Here is a 17,785-nt window from a genome sequence, read left to right as displayed (position 1 = left end):
GTACTTGAGACCAGCTTGTCATCAGTAAAAATGTACATAGGGTTAAAAATCTCATTGTTTTCTCCTGTTACTATCAATAATGTAGAATCTTGTAAAATACTAAGCCTCTCCCCTTAGACAGTCAAGTAAGGCCGAGCTTGTCATTTTCAATAAAGCGAATTTTTAGCCAATAAAATCCTGCTCAGTTTAAAATAGGAGTGCTATACTTTATAGTTTAGGCAAGAATTCAATTATCTTCAATGAGTTAAGTATGAATAAATCTCAATTATTTCGACAACATGGCGCAGGATTATTACTAATGTTAATCACACTATTATTGGCCGTGATGACCGTGGTATTAAGCGCATTGAATGACCGTTATGATTATCGCTTGAGTCAGAATCAACAAACACAAAATGCTTTACTTCAAGCTAAACAAGCTTTAATTGGTTTTGCTGCCAGCTATGACCAAACCCATAGTGATACCGCAGGGGCATTCGTTGGCTATTTGCCTTGTCCTGATATTACAGGCGATGGCAGTGCAAATCCACCCTGTGCGAATGCGGCAGAAACCGTTTTAGGGCGATTTCCGTGGCGTACTTTAGGTCTGCCGCCGTTACGTGATGGCAGTGGCGAATGCCTATGGTATGCCGTTTCTGGCAGTTTTAAAGACAATCCTGATATGATTATCAGTCATGATACGGATGGCGATATTATTATCAAAGATGTACATGGCGGGATTTTATATGGAAATAGCGCATTGAATCGAGCAATTGCTGTGGTTTTCGCCCCGAATAAACCCTTATCTAGCCAAACTCGGAGCGGTGGCGATAATTTAAGCAATAAAACAGCATGTGGGTATGAAGATAGTATAAATGCTGAATTAAACCAAGCTAGCAATTATTTAGACAGTCTAGAAAGTGTCAATAATGCAACAGGTGACGCTATATTAAACAGTTACGATACATCAAACCGTATTTTTCGCGATGAAAATGAGGCTGATGATGATTATCCTACTTTTATTCGGGCGACGACCACTTATGACAGCGATGGAAAAGAAATATTCAATGATACATTGGCGATTATTACCCCAGAAGATTTCGCCCCTGTTTATAAATTAATGGATTATCGTGTTGTCAGTAAGGCTACGACTTGTATTGAGCAATATAGTAATGATAACCGCTTTAATGTTGTGAAAAATTATTCAATACCGATTGGTGATTGGGATACACCACAGGCAGAGACTTATCGAGCAAATTCTACTATTGCTAATGAAATTGCGCTTTATGTCAATGAAAAAATCAGCAATTGCAAATACAACAACTGTAATAACATCAATTGTATCAGTGATTGTGATACTGCCCAAACAACATGTGAGAATAACTGTAAATCAGCCTCGAAAACCGAAAATTATAAAAAAATAGCGGTCGCTGTTTCAACCAATTATCCTTGGACAAGTGGACTGGATGACTCCAGTTTTAAAGAACAAAATGGCGAACGTTTCGGACGGATTCCCAGTATTTTATTGGCAGATTCCACCACAAACCCTTTAGCAGTTTCTAAATCTCAGAATAATGATATGTCTGACAGTTGGCCAACAGATTGTTTTAATGAAAATAGCTGGACTTGGTGGAAAGTATGGAAAGATCAGATTTTTTATGCACTTGATGATGAATACGTCACTCAACCTGAAACCCAGATTTGGATTAACACCGAGCGTGCAGCTAGTTTTACAGGTTCAGGAGTTAATAAAGTATGGACACGGGAGGATCGTGATGTATTTATTGCCCGCAAAACAGCTAGAAAAGAAGCCACAATATCAAAATTAACCGATAAAACTGCTTATAACGGCTGGGCTGATAGTGATGTTATTTCAATAGCAACACCAACCAGTTTATTATTATCAGGTACTGAGCATCCATTTATGGTTATTTCTGCTGGTCGACGCTTAGCCTTGAATCAAGGTAGCACGGAGACAAATTATTTAGCATTCACTCAAATTCGGAATACGGCTGATTTTTGTGCTGTTTATTCCATTTCATGTACTACTTGCACCACAACACCTTATGTCTCAGGTTGTTACAAAAGTCGAATTGATAATTATTTGGAAGGAGAGGCACATAGCACTCTGGATTTAAGAAACGTGGTGAATGGTGCAATGGTGGGTGGCAATATTCCAACAGACTACAATACTGAGGCTGTGGCACATATTCCTTCAGGTGATGAAGCTTTTATTCAAGATGATTTAGATATTGATTTTTTCACAGACTTTTCTTGTTATTCAAGCAAAGAATGTAATTTAACTTATAAAAAATAAGGTTATTTTATGGGCAATAAAGGTTTTACTCTGATAGAAATGACCATTGTTTTGTTGATTGTTGGCTTGTTGACCAGCAGTTTACTGATGCCAATTAATACTCAATTGCAATTACGGCGTATTTCAGAGACAGAAAAGAAATTAACCCAAATCAAGCGAGCCATTATTTCTTATATTATTTTACAACAAACCTTACTTTGCCCTGATACTGATGACGATGGATTTGAAAATATCAGTGGTAAAAATTGTGAGAGTCGTGAAGGAAAATTAGCGTGGCGATCGTTAGGATTGGGTTCAGGTGAGATAGATGCGTGGGGGCATCCGTTTGCTTATGCTATTGCAAATGGTGATTATCAAAACAAAACCGATCAAACTAAACTTATTAGCTTGGATAATTTAAATAATCCCACGGGTTTGGAAATTGGGTTAGACACGGGAGGAAATATTGCAGATATTGCTTTGCTTGTGGTGTATTCATTTGGTGCAGATGGCACAGTGTATAATGAAAATGGTAATGGCGATACCATTTATAAATATGGCGATTATGTTGAAGGCATTTATGACGACCATTTAATTTGGCTTTCTCGTTACGAAATGGTCGGCTATGTCAAAGGCTATAGTTTTTAAATCTCAAAAAATGCTGATTTTATTAAGAAATTCTACGATAAACTGTTTGTTGCAGCAATTGATAGCGGGTGCTGAGCTGGAATAAATTCTCAGAATGACCTACAAATAAACATCCCTTTTGATCCATCAAATTAGCAAAACGGTCAAACAAAATCCGCTGAGTTGGCTTATCAAAATAAATCACTACGTTACGACAGAAAATAATATCAATAGGCCCGTGCATTGGCCAATTATGCATTAAATTTAAAGTTTTGAATGTAACCATAGATTGTAATTCAGGCACAACTTGTACTTTACCGTCATGAATCCCAGAACCTTTTCGAAACCAACGTTTAATCCGCGAGTTTGAAATACCCTCAATTCGATCTAAGGTATAAACTCCTTGTTTACCACGCTCAACCATGGAAGAATCTAAATCAGTCGCTAAAATTTTTATATCCCAATCCAAGGGCATATTTTCCCGCAACACCATCGCCAATGAATAAGGTTCTTCACCACTGGCACACCCAGCTGACCAAATGCGTAAACGTTTAGACTGCGCTTTGCGTGCAATAAGTTCGGGTAATAATTTTTTTTCTAAAAACTGAAAATGATGCGGCTCACGAAAAAAAGCGGTTAAATTGGTGGTAACAGCATTAACAAATTGAATCAGCTCATCACCGGGATTACGCTTTAACATTTTGTAATAACTAGCAAAGCTGTTCATTTTCAACGCACGCAACCGTCTTGCCAAACGACTGTATAGCATCTCTTGCTTATGTTCAGATAAATTAATACCCGTATGTTCTTTAACTAATTTACGTAATAACTCAAAATCTTGTGCGGAATACGCAAATTCACGTTCTATTGTCATATTTTTTGAAATTGGTTATCCATGAATTTCTGTTGGTAAGCCTAAAGGGATTGAAATGCCTAACAATCGTGCGGACTCACATAAATGGGCAGAATAATCAACCCAACATACCGTAACATCTGCTTTGAGCATAAAAACCAGTAATAATTGTAAACTGGCGGTATCAATACGTTGTACATTTTTTCCAGATAATTGTACTCGCTTACCTAAATATTGCTTAAGCTGATTATGTAACTCTTCAACATCAGCAATGGTCAAAATAGGGTTTAAACTGATTTTTACCCAGTCCTTACTCATATTCTCAGTGCTTGAATAATGGGGCGCATGATCTGTTGATGTTTGAGCGGTCTGCTCTTGCATCATTTCTTGTTTATCCCCGACCTGATCTAAATCAGATTCTCGAACCGTCACATTATTGGAGCTACGATAAGCATATTCAGGCATTTGCTCAAAAAATAGTGAATATAAGACCTGAAAACCATTGGCAATATTAGAAAAAACACCTGTGACACCCATGATACTATCCCCTAACACTATATGCTTACACTATCGTTTTTAAAGAGATTCTGCAATTTTGTCAAGCTTTAAATATAATTAAATAATCACTTATAAATTCAATTAGTTTCTCAGCGAAAATGTTCGTTTTTAGCTTAAATTTCGATAAATAGAGTTTACCTAAACCTGCCCAATTTACCAAAACGTTTATTTTTGAAAGCGATAAAAGTAGTTTATAATAAGACTAAGATTTAGAAAAAATAAAAATAGTTCGGATTTTTTACCGCTTTTCTCATGATGCTGTGTCAGTATACTAAAAAAAAAGCTGATTAAAGGATGGATAATGCAACAAACCACGGTTTTCGATTTAGATTTGATTCAACGCTATGATAAGGCAGGGCCACGCTATACTTCTTACCCAACCGCTGTCCAGTTTCATGAAGGTTTTGCAAGTTCTGAATATCTTGATTATGCCAAAAACAGTAATGTAGGCAATACACCGCTGTCTTTGTATTTTCATATTCCTTTTTGCGATACGGTGTGTTTTTACTGTGCGTGCAATAAAATCGCAACTAAGAATCATCAATTAGCCGTTGAATATTTACAGCGATTGTTAAAAGAAATAGAATTACAAGGGGCATTATTTGATAAACAGCGTCCTGTGACTCAGTTACACTGGGGTGGTGGTACGCCAACCTTTTTAAATTTAGATGAAATGCGTCAGTTGATGGATACCACCCGCAAGCACTTTAATGTATTGGATGATGATACAGGTGAGTATTCGATTGAAATTGATCCACGTGAAGCCGATGCAAATACGGTTAAATTATTACGTGAGTTAGGTTTTAACCGTATGAGTTTAGGGGTGCAAGATTTTGATCCTAAAGTACAAAAAGCGGTGAATCGGATTCAAACTGAAGCTGAAACTTTTGCTGTATTAGACGCGGCACGTAATGAAGGCTTTCGTTCTATCAGTATTGATTTGATTTACGGCTTGCCACATCAAACCCGAGACAGTTTTAAAACCACTTTAGATAAAATATTACAAGTTGAACCAGAGCGTTTATCGATTTTCAATTACGCGCATTTACCAAAAATGTTTAAGCCGCAACGTCGTATTAGTGAAGATGATTTACCAACACCTGCCCAAAAGCTTGATGTATTGCAAATGACCATCAATTATTTATTAGAAGCAGGTTATGTTTATATTGGTATGGATCATTTTGCTAAACCAGATGATGAATTAGCCGTGGCACAGCGTAATGGTACGTTATATCGGAATTTCCAAGGTTATGCGACTCATGCGGATTGTGATTTAGTTGCGATGGGCAGCACTTCAATTAGTAAAGTGGGTTCAAGTTACAGTCAAAATGTGAAAACCTTAGAAGAATATTACGCTAAAATTGATAACAATGAATTAGCCGTATTTCGTGGTATTGCCTTGACTGACGATGATGTATTGCGCCGTGAAGTTATCACTCAGCTTATTTGTCATTTTGGTTTATCCATTCCCAGTATTGAGCAACAATTTAACATTGAGTTCAAACAGTATTTTGCTCAAGAATGGATAGAATTAGCCAAATTGCAAGATGATGGCTTGATTACGTTTGACGATCAGAAAATTGAAATTGTACCCGCTGGACGCTTATTAGTACGTAATATTTGTATGGTATTTGACATTTATCTACGTCAAGCTAAAGAGCAACATTTTTCTAAGGTAATATAACCAACTCACTCATGTTACGTAAACCTCATAAATTATTAAATGACCTAGACACTTTGTAATTTATTGATTGGTGTACGTAACATCGATAAATTAAGCTCAGTTCAATATAAATTCACTCCTTGTGTGGTTTGATTTCAATAGACTGCATTGTTTAGGGATGATGTGAAAAGTGGTTAATTCATAAATCAATTGCACTTTTAAATGGATATGGTTGTATGTCTCAAACCAAACATAAATTAATACATAGCGGCTTATTTTGGGCATGGATTAGTGTCATTGTCGTTATACTCGACCAAGCTAGTAAAATTTGGGCAAATAGCACTCTGACATTAGGTCAAGCTGTAGAAATCTTGCCTTTTTTCAATTTAACCTTGTTGTATAACTCGGGGGTTGCTTTTAGCTTTATGGCCGATGCAGGTGGTTGGCAACGCTGGCTTTTTATTGTTTTAGCCTTAGTTATCAGTATTATTATTTTAATCTGGATGGCACGCACACCACGTTCTGATGTCTGGATTAACAGTGCTTTGGCTATGATTTTAGGTGGGGCTATTGGCAATAATTTGATTGATCGTCTACTCTACGGATATGTTGTTGATTTTATAGATATATACTATCAATATTGGCATTGGCCTGTTTTTAATATTGCGGATAGTGCAATTACTATTGGCGCGATAATGCTCCTCATCGATGCAATTTGGTTTGCGGAACAACCAGAATCAAAACATAAATATGAGTGACGCTAGCACAGTTTCAAACTTTGGTGCTAGATTAGATATACTCTCAATGAATTTGACACAGCTTAAATTGATCTAAATATCATCAAAGAGTGCTTCTTTTGAGAAAACAGCTCAAACTACAATAAACAGTATATGAGAGTTGTTGCAACATTTAAAATCAATAAATTAAGAGTTGTACATATGAAAAGCAGTAAAATAGCCTTATGGACTATAGCTTAATTTTTCTGGGAATAAACCGACAGGAGCAAGGAAGAAATGAGAGTAAAAATATCTTTTGCCCACCATTAATTTTTTCGTTCATTTATCTCAATTCTTTCTCCCCGTTCAAACCACCAAAAGATACAGCCCAAAATCTACATGGCTATATCTTGTTACATAATCTTTAACGCTCGAATATAAATCACAAAACCGCAATCACAAAAAATATTTAAATTAACGCTAAAAAAATTACTACTAAAGTAGTAAAAACTACAACTTTAGTTGTAATACCTACAACTTTAGTTGTATTTACAGCCTATTCACTTCCTATTATGATACTTATCACGACATGAGCAAATTGTAGTTAAATACATATATTTTTTAATTTCAATAATTGCTAAACCATTTTTTCTTAACATTAATAAGGTTAATTGTTATGAGTGATAAAGTTTCTTCTCCTATTCCTAGTTATCCTCACCAGCCCTTAGAAATTCATCCAGATTTGGCAGATATGCTAGTCAATATTCAAGGAGGGCACGTTACTGGAAATCAAGCTTGTGAACATTTTGAGACCTTATTAAAGGCTGCTTTACACTTAGAGTTTGCCACTATACCCATATATCTTTCAGCAGCTTTTAGCCTGACTTCGGCAAAAAATGATCCAATCAAGAAATTGATTATTCGAATTGCTAAAGAAGAAATGATGCATATGACGGTAGTAGCCAATCTTATGAATGCTATTGGTATGTCTCCTAATATTATAGATGCTGTTCCTAAAACATTTCCTCATACGTTAGATATGCTCAGTGAACCACTTGAAATTAACCTTGAATCCTTTTCTTGTGATCTTGTTAAAAATGTTTTTATGCGTATTGAAGCTCCAGAAACCAATCATGATTATCCTATAAATATGTCTTTTGCAATGCAATCAGATGCGGCACAGTCAGAGAAAGTGGTAAGTAAACCTAAAACTATTGGAGAGTTTTATAAGGGAGTTATCAATATTATTAATAGTGATAGTATTCCCAACTTATTTGAGAAGGCAGAAAAAAATGCCTATAAACAAATAAAAATTGTGAAGGGAGATATGAAATTCAAGGATATTGGTTATAAGAAAGGATGTCCTAAATCCAATTTTCCACTGAAGGACGGTTTCGATCTCGAGATTAAGGATAAAGAATCGGCTGTTCGATATCTAGAGTGGGTCATTGGGCAAGGTGAGGGAGCATCTACAGATAACCCCATCGATTCAGAAGGTCTACCTGGGCATTATTATCGGTTCGAATCTATTATCAAGGAAAAATACCTGACAGATGAGCCGTATCAAGGCTCAAAATACTCTTATTCAGGAAGTAAGCTTGATTTTGACCCATGTGGCAAGGTCGATTTTGTAAAAAATGTCAAAGCTGAAAATTATGAAGGTGATGTAAGAATATATATGGACAGATTTAACAAGCAGTATACATCTATGGTTAATAACCTTCAAAAAGCATTCAACTGTGAAAATTCTCATGATAAAGACAAAGCATATAATTATGCAGTTGACGATATGAATGGGATGAGAGTGGCAGCAGTTAATATCGTTAAAGAAGCTGCAAAGACTAAAATTGGGATTCCTTTTGAGTATAACCAACATGGTTAATTTTTTAGATTAAGGAATATCAAATCTTACTTATTCACTTCAATATATTTTGCAAAGCTATTTTGTGAAATTACTCATTAACAAAACACTGACACAAGGAGTTAAATTATGACCTTTCCAAACGATTTATGTAACGTGAAAGCCTTCAAAATTCACCCTGCAATAGGCGTAGCTCGGCTCGCAAATAACGAGGATTATTATGAATTCTTCGAAAGTGAAAAAAAGCGAAAGAAAGGGGAAAGCTTTGACTATATGTCTGAGCAGAATGGTCTCCACTGGATGAAAAGACAGGCTGTACAGTTTAAAATATTTGCCTATGATGATACTGGCTGTGAAATTGGGGAGTTAACCGAAGCAATTATGAGTCAACTGGGGTTAAAAGCGACTTGGACTGCTCACATTGCTAATAGAAAGCTTAACAATCGATCTAATTGTGAAACTGCTGTAGTTGAAGCAATTGCAAGTGCTAGTGGTGAAAAAGAAGCACCTTTAAAAGGAAAAAATCCTTTGGAATCAAATGGTAGAGAAGAGATTTGGTTGGGAAGTATTACTGGTAAAGGTTTATTCATTCCTCCTAAAGGTGGGGTCTACAGAAAAACAGCAACAACAGAGATTCCATCATATAAAGATCATTGGTATAAGGATAATGGTATACAAGACACAACATCGGATGGCTCTATAAATGTGGCTTTAGAAGGTATCAATGATACTGATATTATTCCAGCTTGCGTCATTGTTGCACCACAACAACATTCACCTGATGTAATTCCTAGTAAGAACGTTGATACACATAATAAAAACTTTCTAAAAGTGACTAGACACCTTCTACATATTCCTGAAAATGCATCTCTTGAGGGAAATGGCTATCAGATGGACATTGATATGATGAATACCATTAATGGCGACTATCATCCAGGTATGGAAGTATGCTTAGCTGAACGTGGTAATGAAGTATTACCAAACCCCTCAGAAGCATTTTATCCACGCGGTGAAATGGATATTGCTAAATATGAAATTCGCCCAAGATATAAAAAAGGCATGGTAGAACATGGAGCACTTACTGGCGGCCTCTGTTCTGCTTGGCAAACAGATTTGACGGAATGTCTTGCTTGGTGGACAGCAGAGTACCCAAATATACTGAGATTTAAAGATGAACCTAATGATAGATTTTTATCTCGTAAACAGTTTACTGACAATGATGATCGAGAAAATCGTATGGATAACCCCGAAGACCTTAACGCATATGTTGATATGATGGGGGTTGCACGTAAGAAGGAAGGTAGCTCTCTTCTATATGAGAGAGAAAGAGTGAAAGAGGATAATGCTGGTAAAACACCTCAACCACCATTCTCATTGCACCCAACAGATAACCAAAAGGGTTAATTGACAATATTATCCTGAATAACAATCCCCCCATTCTCCACACATTGGTTTTAAAAAATGCAACAATGTTCAACAAAGTTCCATATCGTTAACTCTGGCTCTGAACAATTTCTATTCGATGTTGAAGGTGGACGATTGGTACACTTGCCTATTGAACAGAGCAATCTCATCGAAACCGCCTTACAGTTTAATGACATGGAACGAGCGGAATTGATGGGGTTGGGATTGGGCTTGTTAACCCTGCCTCCGTACAGGTTGGAAGCACCGAAACGTGTCCCATTGAAAGCCCTATCATTGGCTGTAGCACAAAAATGTAACCTTGGTTGCACCTACTGCTATGCTCAACAAGGGACTTTCGGCGGCGAGGCTGGGGATATGCCAACTGAGGTAGCACAGAGTGCGATTGATCGCTTGTTTGCAGGGACGCAACCGGGTGACAAAGTAACCTTAGCTTTTATGGGCGGTGAACCGCTTAGCAACCGCCAAACATTACATGCGGCGACTCGCTATGCTGCCATAGAAGCTGCTGCTCGTGGTGTGGGTATCGGTTTCACTATGACAACCAATGCCACTTTAATCCGAGCTGAAGACATGGAATTGTTTCAGAAATTTGGCTTTATGGTGACGGTAAGCATTGATGGTCTACAAGCAACCAATGATCAATTACGCCCTTTTTTATCTGGCAAAGGCAGCTTTGAACAAGTGAAGCAACGTGTGCGTAGTCTGCTAGATATGCCTAATCGTGCCTATCGGGTTTTCGCCAGAGTGACGGTGACACCAAAGAATCTTGATCTTCCAGACATCATGACAGGATTATTTGAGATGGGATTTGATGATGTCATGTTTTCACCCATGTTAAGTGCGCCGTCGGGTCAAGAAGAAATGCAAGCGACTGACTTTGAAACACTGCTACAACAATTGATTCAATGTGGCGAAACCTTTCGAGCAGAAGCAGAGCAAGGAAAAATATTGCCGTTCAGTAATCTGACTAAAATGCTGCAACGTATTCATTCTCGTGAACAAGAACTGTATCCCTGTGGTGCAGGTGGTGGTTATATGGGCGTGTCCGCGGAAGGCGAATTATATGCTTGCCACCGCTTTATAAATGATGATGCTGGACATATGGGCAGTGCAAAACAAGGAACTGATCCAGATAAACAAGCAACATGGTTGTCGGGTCGGCATCTTGATAGTCAATCAGCTTGTACACATTGTTGGGCGCGTTACCTGTGTTCAGGCAGTTGTCATTATGAAGTGATAAAACGAGGTCGTCCTGCTTGTGATTATATTCGAGGCTGGTTGCATTATTGTTTAACAGTCTATGCGGAAATGTCGCAGCAACAACCCGAAATCTTAACTAAGGTGCTCAAATGATGAAATCTAAACATGATGTCATTATCGTTGGGGCAGGCCCCGCAGGCACAGCAACAGCGATTCAATTGGCAATAATGGGGCTAAACGTTGCTATCGTAGAACGCTATCCCTTCCCGCGTACCCATGTTGGCATTTGTTTATCAGATCGCACCCTTGCTTTACTGCAATATTTAGGATTGGGTGATGAGTTTCATCAAGCACAATTTTGGCAACGTAATCTCACAGCGGTGAGTTGGGGACGTTCAGAAACTCAGTTTGTGCCACAACCTGGGTTTCATGTGAATCGGGGTGTATTGGATCAGCTCCTATTGAACAAAGCAGAGGAGGCTGGTGTGAGTGTTTACCAACCTGCTCAGATGCTTAAAACACAGTCTCTCAAACATTCAGGCTGGCAAATGACTATTGAGCAGGCTGGAAAACGTCAAGTATTGACAGGACAGTTTATTGTTGATGCCTCTGGTCGGCATTCAGCCTTCCGTGTCCCCACTATCAAAGATAGTCCCTCTTTGCTTGCGATTCATGCGGGTTGGGAGCTGAAAATTGTGCCAGAATTTGATGGTTTAATTGAGTCAGGTGAAGAGGCATGGTTGTGGTATGCACAGACTGCACGGGATAAAGCCGTTGTGTCAGTTTTCTGCGATCCGCGCCATGTTAAGTCTGAAAAACATGAAAACCTGCAAGCGCACTATGAACATTTGTTACAACAATTTCCACTTTTGCAACCTCATAAAATGGGGCAACAATGCACGGAAACCAAAGCTTGTGATGCTTCCAGTTACCACTCTGCAGACCCGATCAGCAATCAGCATATTCGTGTTGGGGATGCTTGTATCAGTGTTGATCCCCTGTCTTCACAAGGAGTACACTTAGCGTTACTTTCCGCCTTGCAAGCGGCAGTGGTTGTGCATACTATTCTGAAAAAACCAGAAAATACAGAACTGGCAAAACAGTTTTTCAACATACGTATGACTGAACGCATCAAACAGTTTCAAGAAAAAACACGTAATGAATATTCGCGAATATCCATCGTGCGCCCAGAAGCCTTCTGGCATGAGCGCGGCGGGAATACCAAAGTGGTTGAACCATCCATAACACTGCCACCTACTCTATCTGAACCAGCTCAACCACATATACAGGTTCAGCTCTCACCTGATACTCAAATTGAGAAGTCGCCCGTGCTTGACGGTGTATTTGTAGAAGAACAGCAGGTATTGAAACACCCTAATATTGATGAGGCAGTTGCTTATCTGGATGGGGTTAATTTAATTGCACTTCTTTCCGTTCTCCCACAAAAATTATCTTATGCAGCCATTCCTAGTTTATGGGAAAAACAAATTGCGCCTTCTCAGGGACAAAAAATAACCTCATGGCTTTGGGAAAAACGTATTCTTATAGAAGCCAACTGAGATGGCAGGTTTCAAAAACTTTGATCATTTTCATAATTCTACACAGAATTTTGCTGATGCATTTAATGAGGGTAAGCACTACATGGGGCAATATACCTAACTCCCAAATAGAATTTGGGAGTACTGCCCAGAAGCTCTGCTTCATGAATAACTACAACAACACCCGCTCAATCCCACCTTTATTGACGTTATCTAGGAAATTTTGTTGCCAATCATCGCCAAATTTCTGCTTCATCACCTCAACCACAATATAATCCACATCAATATTGCTTTCATCTCGATAACGCGATAAACCCTGAGTACAAGCAGGACAAGAGGTTAATAATTTAACAGTTTCATCTTCAGCGACATCGAGTTTTTGCATTCCCTTATCTAACTCTTCCTGTTTACGAAAGCGCACTTGCGTCGCAATATCAGGGCGAGAAGTCGCAAAAGTCCCCGCCTCACCACAACAACGTTCAGATAAAATCACCTCTTTACCCAACAATTCAGACGTGACTTTCATTGGCTGATAGGTTTTCATTGGCGAGTGACACGGATCGTGATACATGTATTTTTCACCCTGTGCGCCGTCCAAGGTCATGCCTTTTTCCAACATATACTCATGAATATCTAACAAGCGACAATCTGGAAAAATTTGTGCAAACTCATATTTTAGCAATTGATCCATACACGTCCCACAAGATACAATTACGGTTTTAATATCCATATAATTCAAAGTGTTGGCAATGCGATGAAATAAAATACGGTTTTGCATGGTAATTTGCGAACCTTTCGCCACATCGCCAACCGACGTTTGCGGATAACCACAACATAAATAGCCCGGTGGCAACACCGTTTCCGCGCCCAATTCGTATAAAGTCGCCAATGTCGCTGTACCCACTTGGCTGAATAAACGCTCAGAACCACAACCAGGGAAATAAAACACCGCATCGCTATCATCATTGACTTTTTCAGGATTACGCAAAATTGGTACAATATTATTATCTTCTACATTCAACAAGCTACGCATGGTTCGTGCGGGTACTTGCGCTGGCATCGGACGTTTAACAAAATTAATCACCTGCGTTGGTACAGACATTTTACCCGTGGTGGCAGCAGGCTGTTTTTTCGGTAACAAACCTACTTTTTTGAATGCGCTGTGTGCAAAACGCTGTCCCATAAATGCCCATTCAATTAAGCCTTTACGCATCAATTTAATTTTGGTTGGATCAGTAATATTGAGAAAAGACATGGCTGCTTTCGTTGTCACACTAGAGCGACGTTTTCCATAAGATTTAAGAATTTCCCGCATCTTAATTGTGACATCACCAAAATCAATATTCACTGGGCAAGGTGCAAGGCATTTATGACACACCGTACAATGGTCAGCCACATCATTCATTTCATCAAAATGGCGCAAGGAAATCCCGCGTCGAGTTTGCTCTTCATACAAGAAAGCCTCAATCATCAAGCCCGTTGCAAGAATTTTATTGCGTGGAGAATACAATAAATTAGCCCGTGGCACATGGGTATTACACACAGGTTTACACTTGCCGCAACGTAAACAATCTTTGATAGCATGGTTTAAATCACCCAGCGCACTGGCTTCTAAAATAAGGGCTTCTTGCTCTAATAAACGTAAAGAAGGTGTATACGCGTTTTGCAAGCCGCCTTCTTTGGTTAATTTTGAACGGTTAAAAATACCTTTGGGATCAACTTGTGACTTATATTGATTAAATTTTTCAAGCAGTTCAGGTTTTAGAAATCGCAACTTAGTGATACCAATTCCATGTTCGCCTGAAATCACACCCCCCAATCTTTCCGCAATTTCCATTACTTTATCAACGACATCTTCTGCTTCATGTAGCATTTCATAATCATTTGAATGTACTGGAATATTTGTATGCACATTGCCATCACCTGCATGCATATGTAATGCAATGAACACTCGGCTGTTACGCAATTTTTTGTGAATATCAAGCAATTTTTCTCGAACTTGATTAAATGCCTGTCCTACAAAAATTTCATTTAAAATCTTTGCAACCGATTCACGGTAAGAAATACGCAAATCCCGACGTTGCATCATGCGAAAAATTGTATCATTGGGCTGAATCGCTTGTTGCGTGGTTTCCAACAGCGAATATTTAAACTCATCAGGTGCATTATCCAAGTTATCCATCAAGCTCACCCAACGTTGACGCGCTGCTTGCAAATGATCTTGGGCGGCCTGTTTTTTGCGATTGATAATCACATCATTTTCCGCACTGTCAGCAAAATCTTCTTCATCTGTTTGCCGCAATTCAGGCATATCAGAATCTAAATATTCCAATACTTTATCAATGATTTTAACTTTATTCGCGGTGGAATGTTCAATGTTGATGCGCTCGATTTCATCATTGTATTGCGCCAAGTTTTCCAACGGAATTACCACGTCTTCATTGACTTTAAATGCGTTGGTGTGGGCGGCTATGGCGGCGGTACGTTTGCGATCTTGCCAGAATAAATTCCGCGCTTCTGGGGTCACGGCGATGAAACCTTCCGCATCTCGGGTGTTGGCTAATTTGACGATATGTGATGCGGCTGCCCCGACAGCTTGTTCATCTTCGCTAGAAATATCGATTAAAAGCAACATCTTAGGCAATTCGTGGCGTGGTGCTTTGGTGCTGTATTTGACTGCGCGAATGTAGCGTTCATCAAGGTGTTCCATACCGCTTAATAATACGTTGTCCAAGCCGTCTAAATAATCTTTGGTTTCGACAATCGCGGGTACGGCACGGCTGAGGTCTGAGCCAAAAAACTCTAAACAGACAGTACGAATGTGTGTAGGTTCTGGATATAAAACGAATTTTGCCGAAGTGATAAAACCATCACAGCCTTCTTTTTGTGCACCGGGTAAGCCGCCTAAATATTTGTTTGTTACGTCTTTGCCTAAACCTTGTTTTCTAAACTCAGTTGCAGCAATTTTTAACGTTTTAGGTGTGCCGATTTGGGTTTTGCCATCTTTTTCATAATAAGTTAAGCGGAATTCAGCATAAGGCTCATCGTGAATTTTACCTAAATTATGGTTTAATCGCTCCACTTCTAACCATTTCGCGTCAGGTGTGACCATTTTCCACGATAATAAATTGTCAATTGTTGTTCCCCACAATACGGCTTTTTTACCACCTGCGTTCATGGCAATATTGCCACCGATGGTGGAGGCTTCTTGTGAGGTTGGATCAACTGCGAAAATCAATTTATATTCAGCGGCTTTACGTGCCACTTGGGCTGTGATTGCACCTGCTTCAACATGGACAATATTGAATTGTTTGTCATTTTGGGTTATTTTTTCAGGATTTTCGATTTTTTCCAGTTTTTCGGTATTTATTACCACTGAGTTTTCGTGCAAAGGCACTGCCCCACCCGTATAACCTGTACCGCCACCACGAGGAATCACGGTCAATTCCAATTCAATACATTTTTCAATTAAATCAATGATTTCATGCTCTGTATCGGGATATAACACCACCGCAGGATATGCCACCCGCCAGTCAGTTGCATCGGTCACATGAGATACTCGCGCCATACCATCAAAGCGGATATTGTCTTTACGGGTGACTTTTTTAAGTTTGCTGAAAATCTGTTGACGTAGTTGCTTGGTTGCGACTAATTGTTGTTCAAATTCAGCCACCGCTTTTTTAGCAGCATTAAGCAGTTGCAGGGCTAATTGATTGCCATCAGCACGGTCTTCAATTTGTTTGAGACGGTGTTTTAATGCGCCAATCAGTAGGTCACGCCGTTTGGGATTATCAAGTAAATCGTCTTGAATGAAGGGATTGCGCTGAATCACCCACATATCGCCCAAAACTTCAAATAACATCCGTGCCGAACGACCTGTACGCCGTTGTCCACGTAGTTGATTTAGGATTTCCCATTGTTCCATACCGAGTAAACGAATAATAATTTCTCGGTCAGAAAATGAGGTGTAATTATAGGGAATTTCACGAATTCGAGTTTGTGCTGACATGGTTTCACTGAGGAGTAAATAACATAAAGGATTGTTGATGGATACTATAATGGATTGCAGTAGCTTGTGCAATTTTTGGAAAAGGGCTGTGAATTGGAGGGTTTTGGGGGGAATACAATTTTAAGGATATGTAAATCTATCTTGATATTTAGAAATAATGTGACAGTCTATTTCTAGTTTGCTCAACACATAACCAAGTACAATCATTTCTATATATCCCGAAATTCTCCCTATTTCAATAATTTTAAGGGTGTTCAGTACTTTTAATTCATCTCGTGGTTTGCTTGCAGAGTGAATAATATCACTTCGTAAACCAGATACTTGTGTACCTAGGTCTAGGTGTTTCTCAATTCCTAAAGAATCATGATCTGGTGGAAGCAACTCTAATTGTTCTTTTATTTGCCTTTTTCTTTCTACATATTTTTTGGAAGAATCATGATCTGGAGGTGGAAGAAGCAAGCATAATTGATCTTTTATTTTTATATTTGCATATTTGTTGATTGTATAAGCATATTTAATGTTGTTAATCAAAGTATTTCTCTTTTTTTGTTTTGATTTTTTACATTCCTCTACTTCTTGCTTAATTGTACACTTCTGAGTACATGGCTCCTTCTCTTCTTCTGATAATTCAAGTTCAAGTTTTGCAATAGCTTCAAGTTGAGCTGCATATAAAACAATTTTGCCATATGCTTTATATAGGTTTGAGTATTTCGTTCTACTTTGAATCTCCTGAGCAATAATAGAAAAATCGTGCCTTTTTTCTAGCCATTTCGTTATAACTGCTTTTATATCAATACAATTTTTACAATACTGATTTGTTTCATCAGGATAAGGTGATAGCGGATATGATTTTATAGACGTGTCATTATAAGATAAATTTTCGTTTTTCCATTGTTCTATCGCTTCTTTGCTAATAGCCATAGAGGGATAAAGTATGAACTTGCCTTTTTCTTCTACTGAAACTGAAATAAATTCAGGATAGGTAGTGGTATACATAAGAATAGAAAACATATCAACAAAATCATAAATACACTGACCTATAAAATCAATAGTTTTATTA

The 17,785-nt window shown here is 38.4% G+C and carries 12 protein-coding genes; 8 read left to right on the top strand and 4 right to left on the bottom strand.

Annotated elements, in window-relative coordinates; all coding sequences use genetic code 11:
- The first annotated feature begins 250 nt into the window (after window positions 1–250).
- Entirely contained in the window at window positions 251–2,296 is a 2,046-nt protein-coding gene (locus tag ABXH34_RS11780; protein WP_353572084.1) for a hypothetical protein, read from the top strand.
- Between the two features lie 9 nt (window positions 2,297–2,305).
- Window positions 2,306–2,923, top strand: coding sequence for a type II secretion system protein (locus ABXH34_RS11775; RefSeq protein WP_353572083.1), 618 nt, complete (start codon window positions 2,306–2,308; stop codon window positions 2,921–2,923).
- 22 nt (window positions 2,924–2,945) lie between these two features.
- Here the strand turns inward: ABXH34_RS11775 and ABXH34_RS11770 are convergent, their stop codons facing one another.
- Entirely contained in the window at window positions 2,946–3,776 is an 831-nt protein-coding gene (locus ABXH34_RS11770) for a CheR family methyltransferase (RefSeq protein WP_353572082.1), read from the bottom strand.
- 15 nt (window positions 3,777–3,791) lie between these two features.
- The gene (locus ABXH34_RS11765) at window positions 3,792–4,292 is read right to left on the bottom strand and encodes an STAS domain-containing protein (protein WP_353572081.1); all 501 of its coding nucleotides are present in this window, start codon (window positions 4,290–4,292) and stop codon (window positions 3,792–3,794) included.
- Window positions 4,293–4,614: 322 nt separating this feature from the next.
- On the opposite strand from ABXH34_RS11765, the gene hemN reads away from it, so the two are divergent.
- From hemN to qhpG, 6 genes are all read left to right on the top strand, one after another.
- Window positions 4,615–5,997, top strand: a complete 1,383-nt coding sequence (hemN, locus tag ABXH34_RS11760; RefSeq protein ID WP_353572080.1) for an oxygen-independent coproporphyrinogen III oxidase — start codon at window positions 4,615–4,617, stop codon at window positions 5,995–5,997.
- Window positions 5,998–6,212: 215 nt separating this feature from the next.
- Window positions 6,213–6,734 (top strand): signal peptidase II, encoded by a 522-nt coding sequence (lspA, locus tag ABXH34_RS11755; RefSeq protein WP_353572079.1) that lies wholly within the window; start codon window positions 6,213–6,215, stop codon window positions 6,732–6,734.
- Window positions 6,735–7,368: 634 nt separating this feature from the next.
- A complete protein-coding gene (locus ABXH34_RS11750; RefSeq protein ID WP_353572078.1) occupies window positions 7,369–8,574 on the top strand; it encodes a ferritin-like domain-containing protein in 1,206 nt (401 codons plus the stop codon).
- A gap of 108 nt (window positions 8,575–8,682) precedes the next feature.
- Window positions 8,683–9,957 carry a LodA/GoxA family CTQ-dependent oxidase gene (locus ABXH34_RS11745; RefSeq protein WP_353572077.1) on the top strand — a complete coding sequence of 425 codons (1,275 nt, stop codon included), beginning with the start codon at window positions 8,683–8,685 and terminating at the stop codon, window positions 9,955–9,957.
- A gap of 57 nt (window positions 9,958–10,014) precedes the next feature.
- Window positions 10,015–11,331 carry a radical SAM/SPASM domain-containing protein gene (locus ABXH34_RS11740; protein ID WP_353572076.1) on the top strand — a complete coding sequence of 439 codons (1,317 nt, stop codon included), beginning with the start codon at window positions 10,015–10,017 and terminating at the stop codon, window positions 11,329–11,331.
- A complete protein-coding gene (gene qhpG, locus ABXH34_RS11735) occupies window positions 11,328–12,737 on the top strand; it encodes a flavin-dependent monooxygenase QhpG (RefSeq protein WP_353572075.1) in 1,410 nt (469 codons plus the stop codon). The genes ABXH34_RS11740 and qhpG overlap by 4 nt, the downstream gene beginning before the upstream one ends.
- 151 nt (window positions 12,738–12,888) lie before the next feature.
- Here qhpG and ABXH34_RS11730 read toward each other — a convergent pair whose 3' ends face one another.
- Together ABXH34_RS11730 and ABXH34_RS11725 are read right to left on the bottom strand one after the other, a co-directional pair.
- A complete protein-coding gene (locus ABXH34_RS11730) occupies window positions 12,889–16,725 on the bottom strand; it encodes a DUF3683 domain-containing protein (RefSeq protein ID WP_353572074.1) in 3,837 nt (1,278 codons plus the stop codon).
- A 120-nt stretch (window positions 16,726–16,845) separates the two neighbouring features.
- The coding region (locus tag ABXH34_RS11725; RefSeq protein ID WP_353572073.1) for a hypothetical protein at window positions 16,846–17,785 on the bottom strand (940 nt) is incomplete at its 5' end.

The sequence above is a fragment of the Candidatus Albibeggiatoa sp. nov. BB20 genome (assembly GCA_016744725.1).
Classification (GTDB): Bacteria; Pseudomonadota; Gammaproteobacteria; order Beggiatoales; family Beggiatoaceae; genus Albibeggiatoa.
The sequence above is the reverse complement of the archived record's forward strand: the minus strand, read 5'-3'. Positions and strand labels throughout refer to the sequence as shown.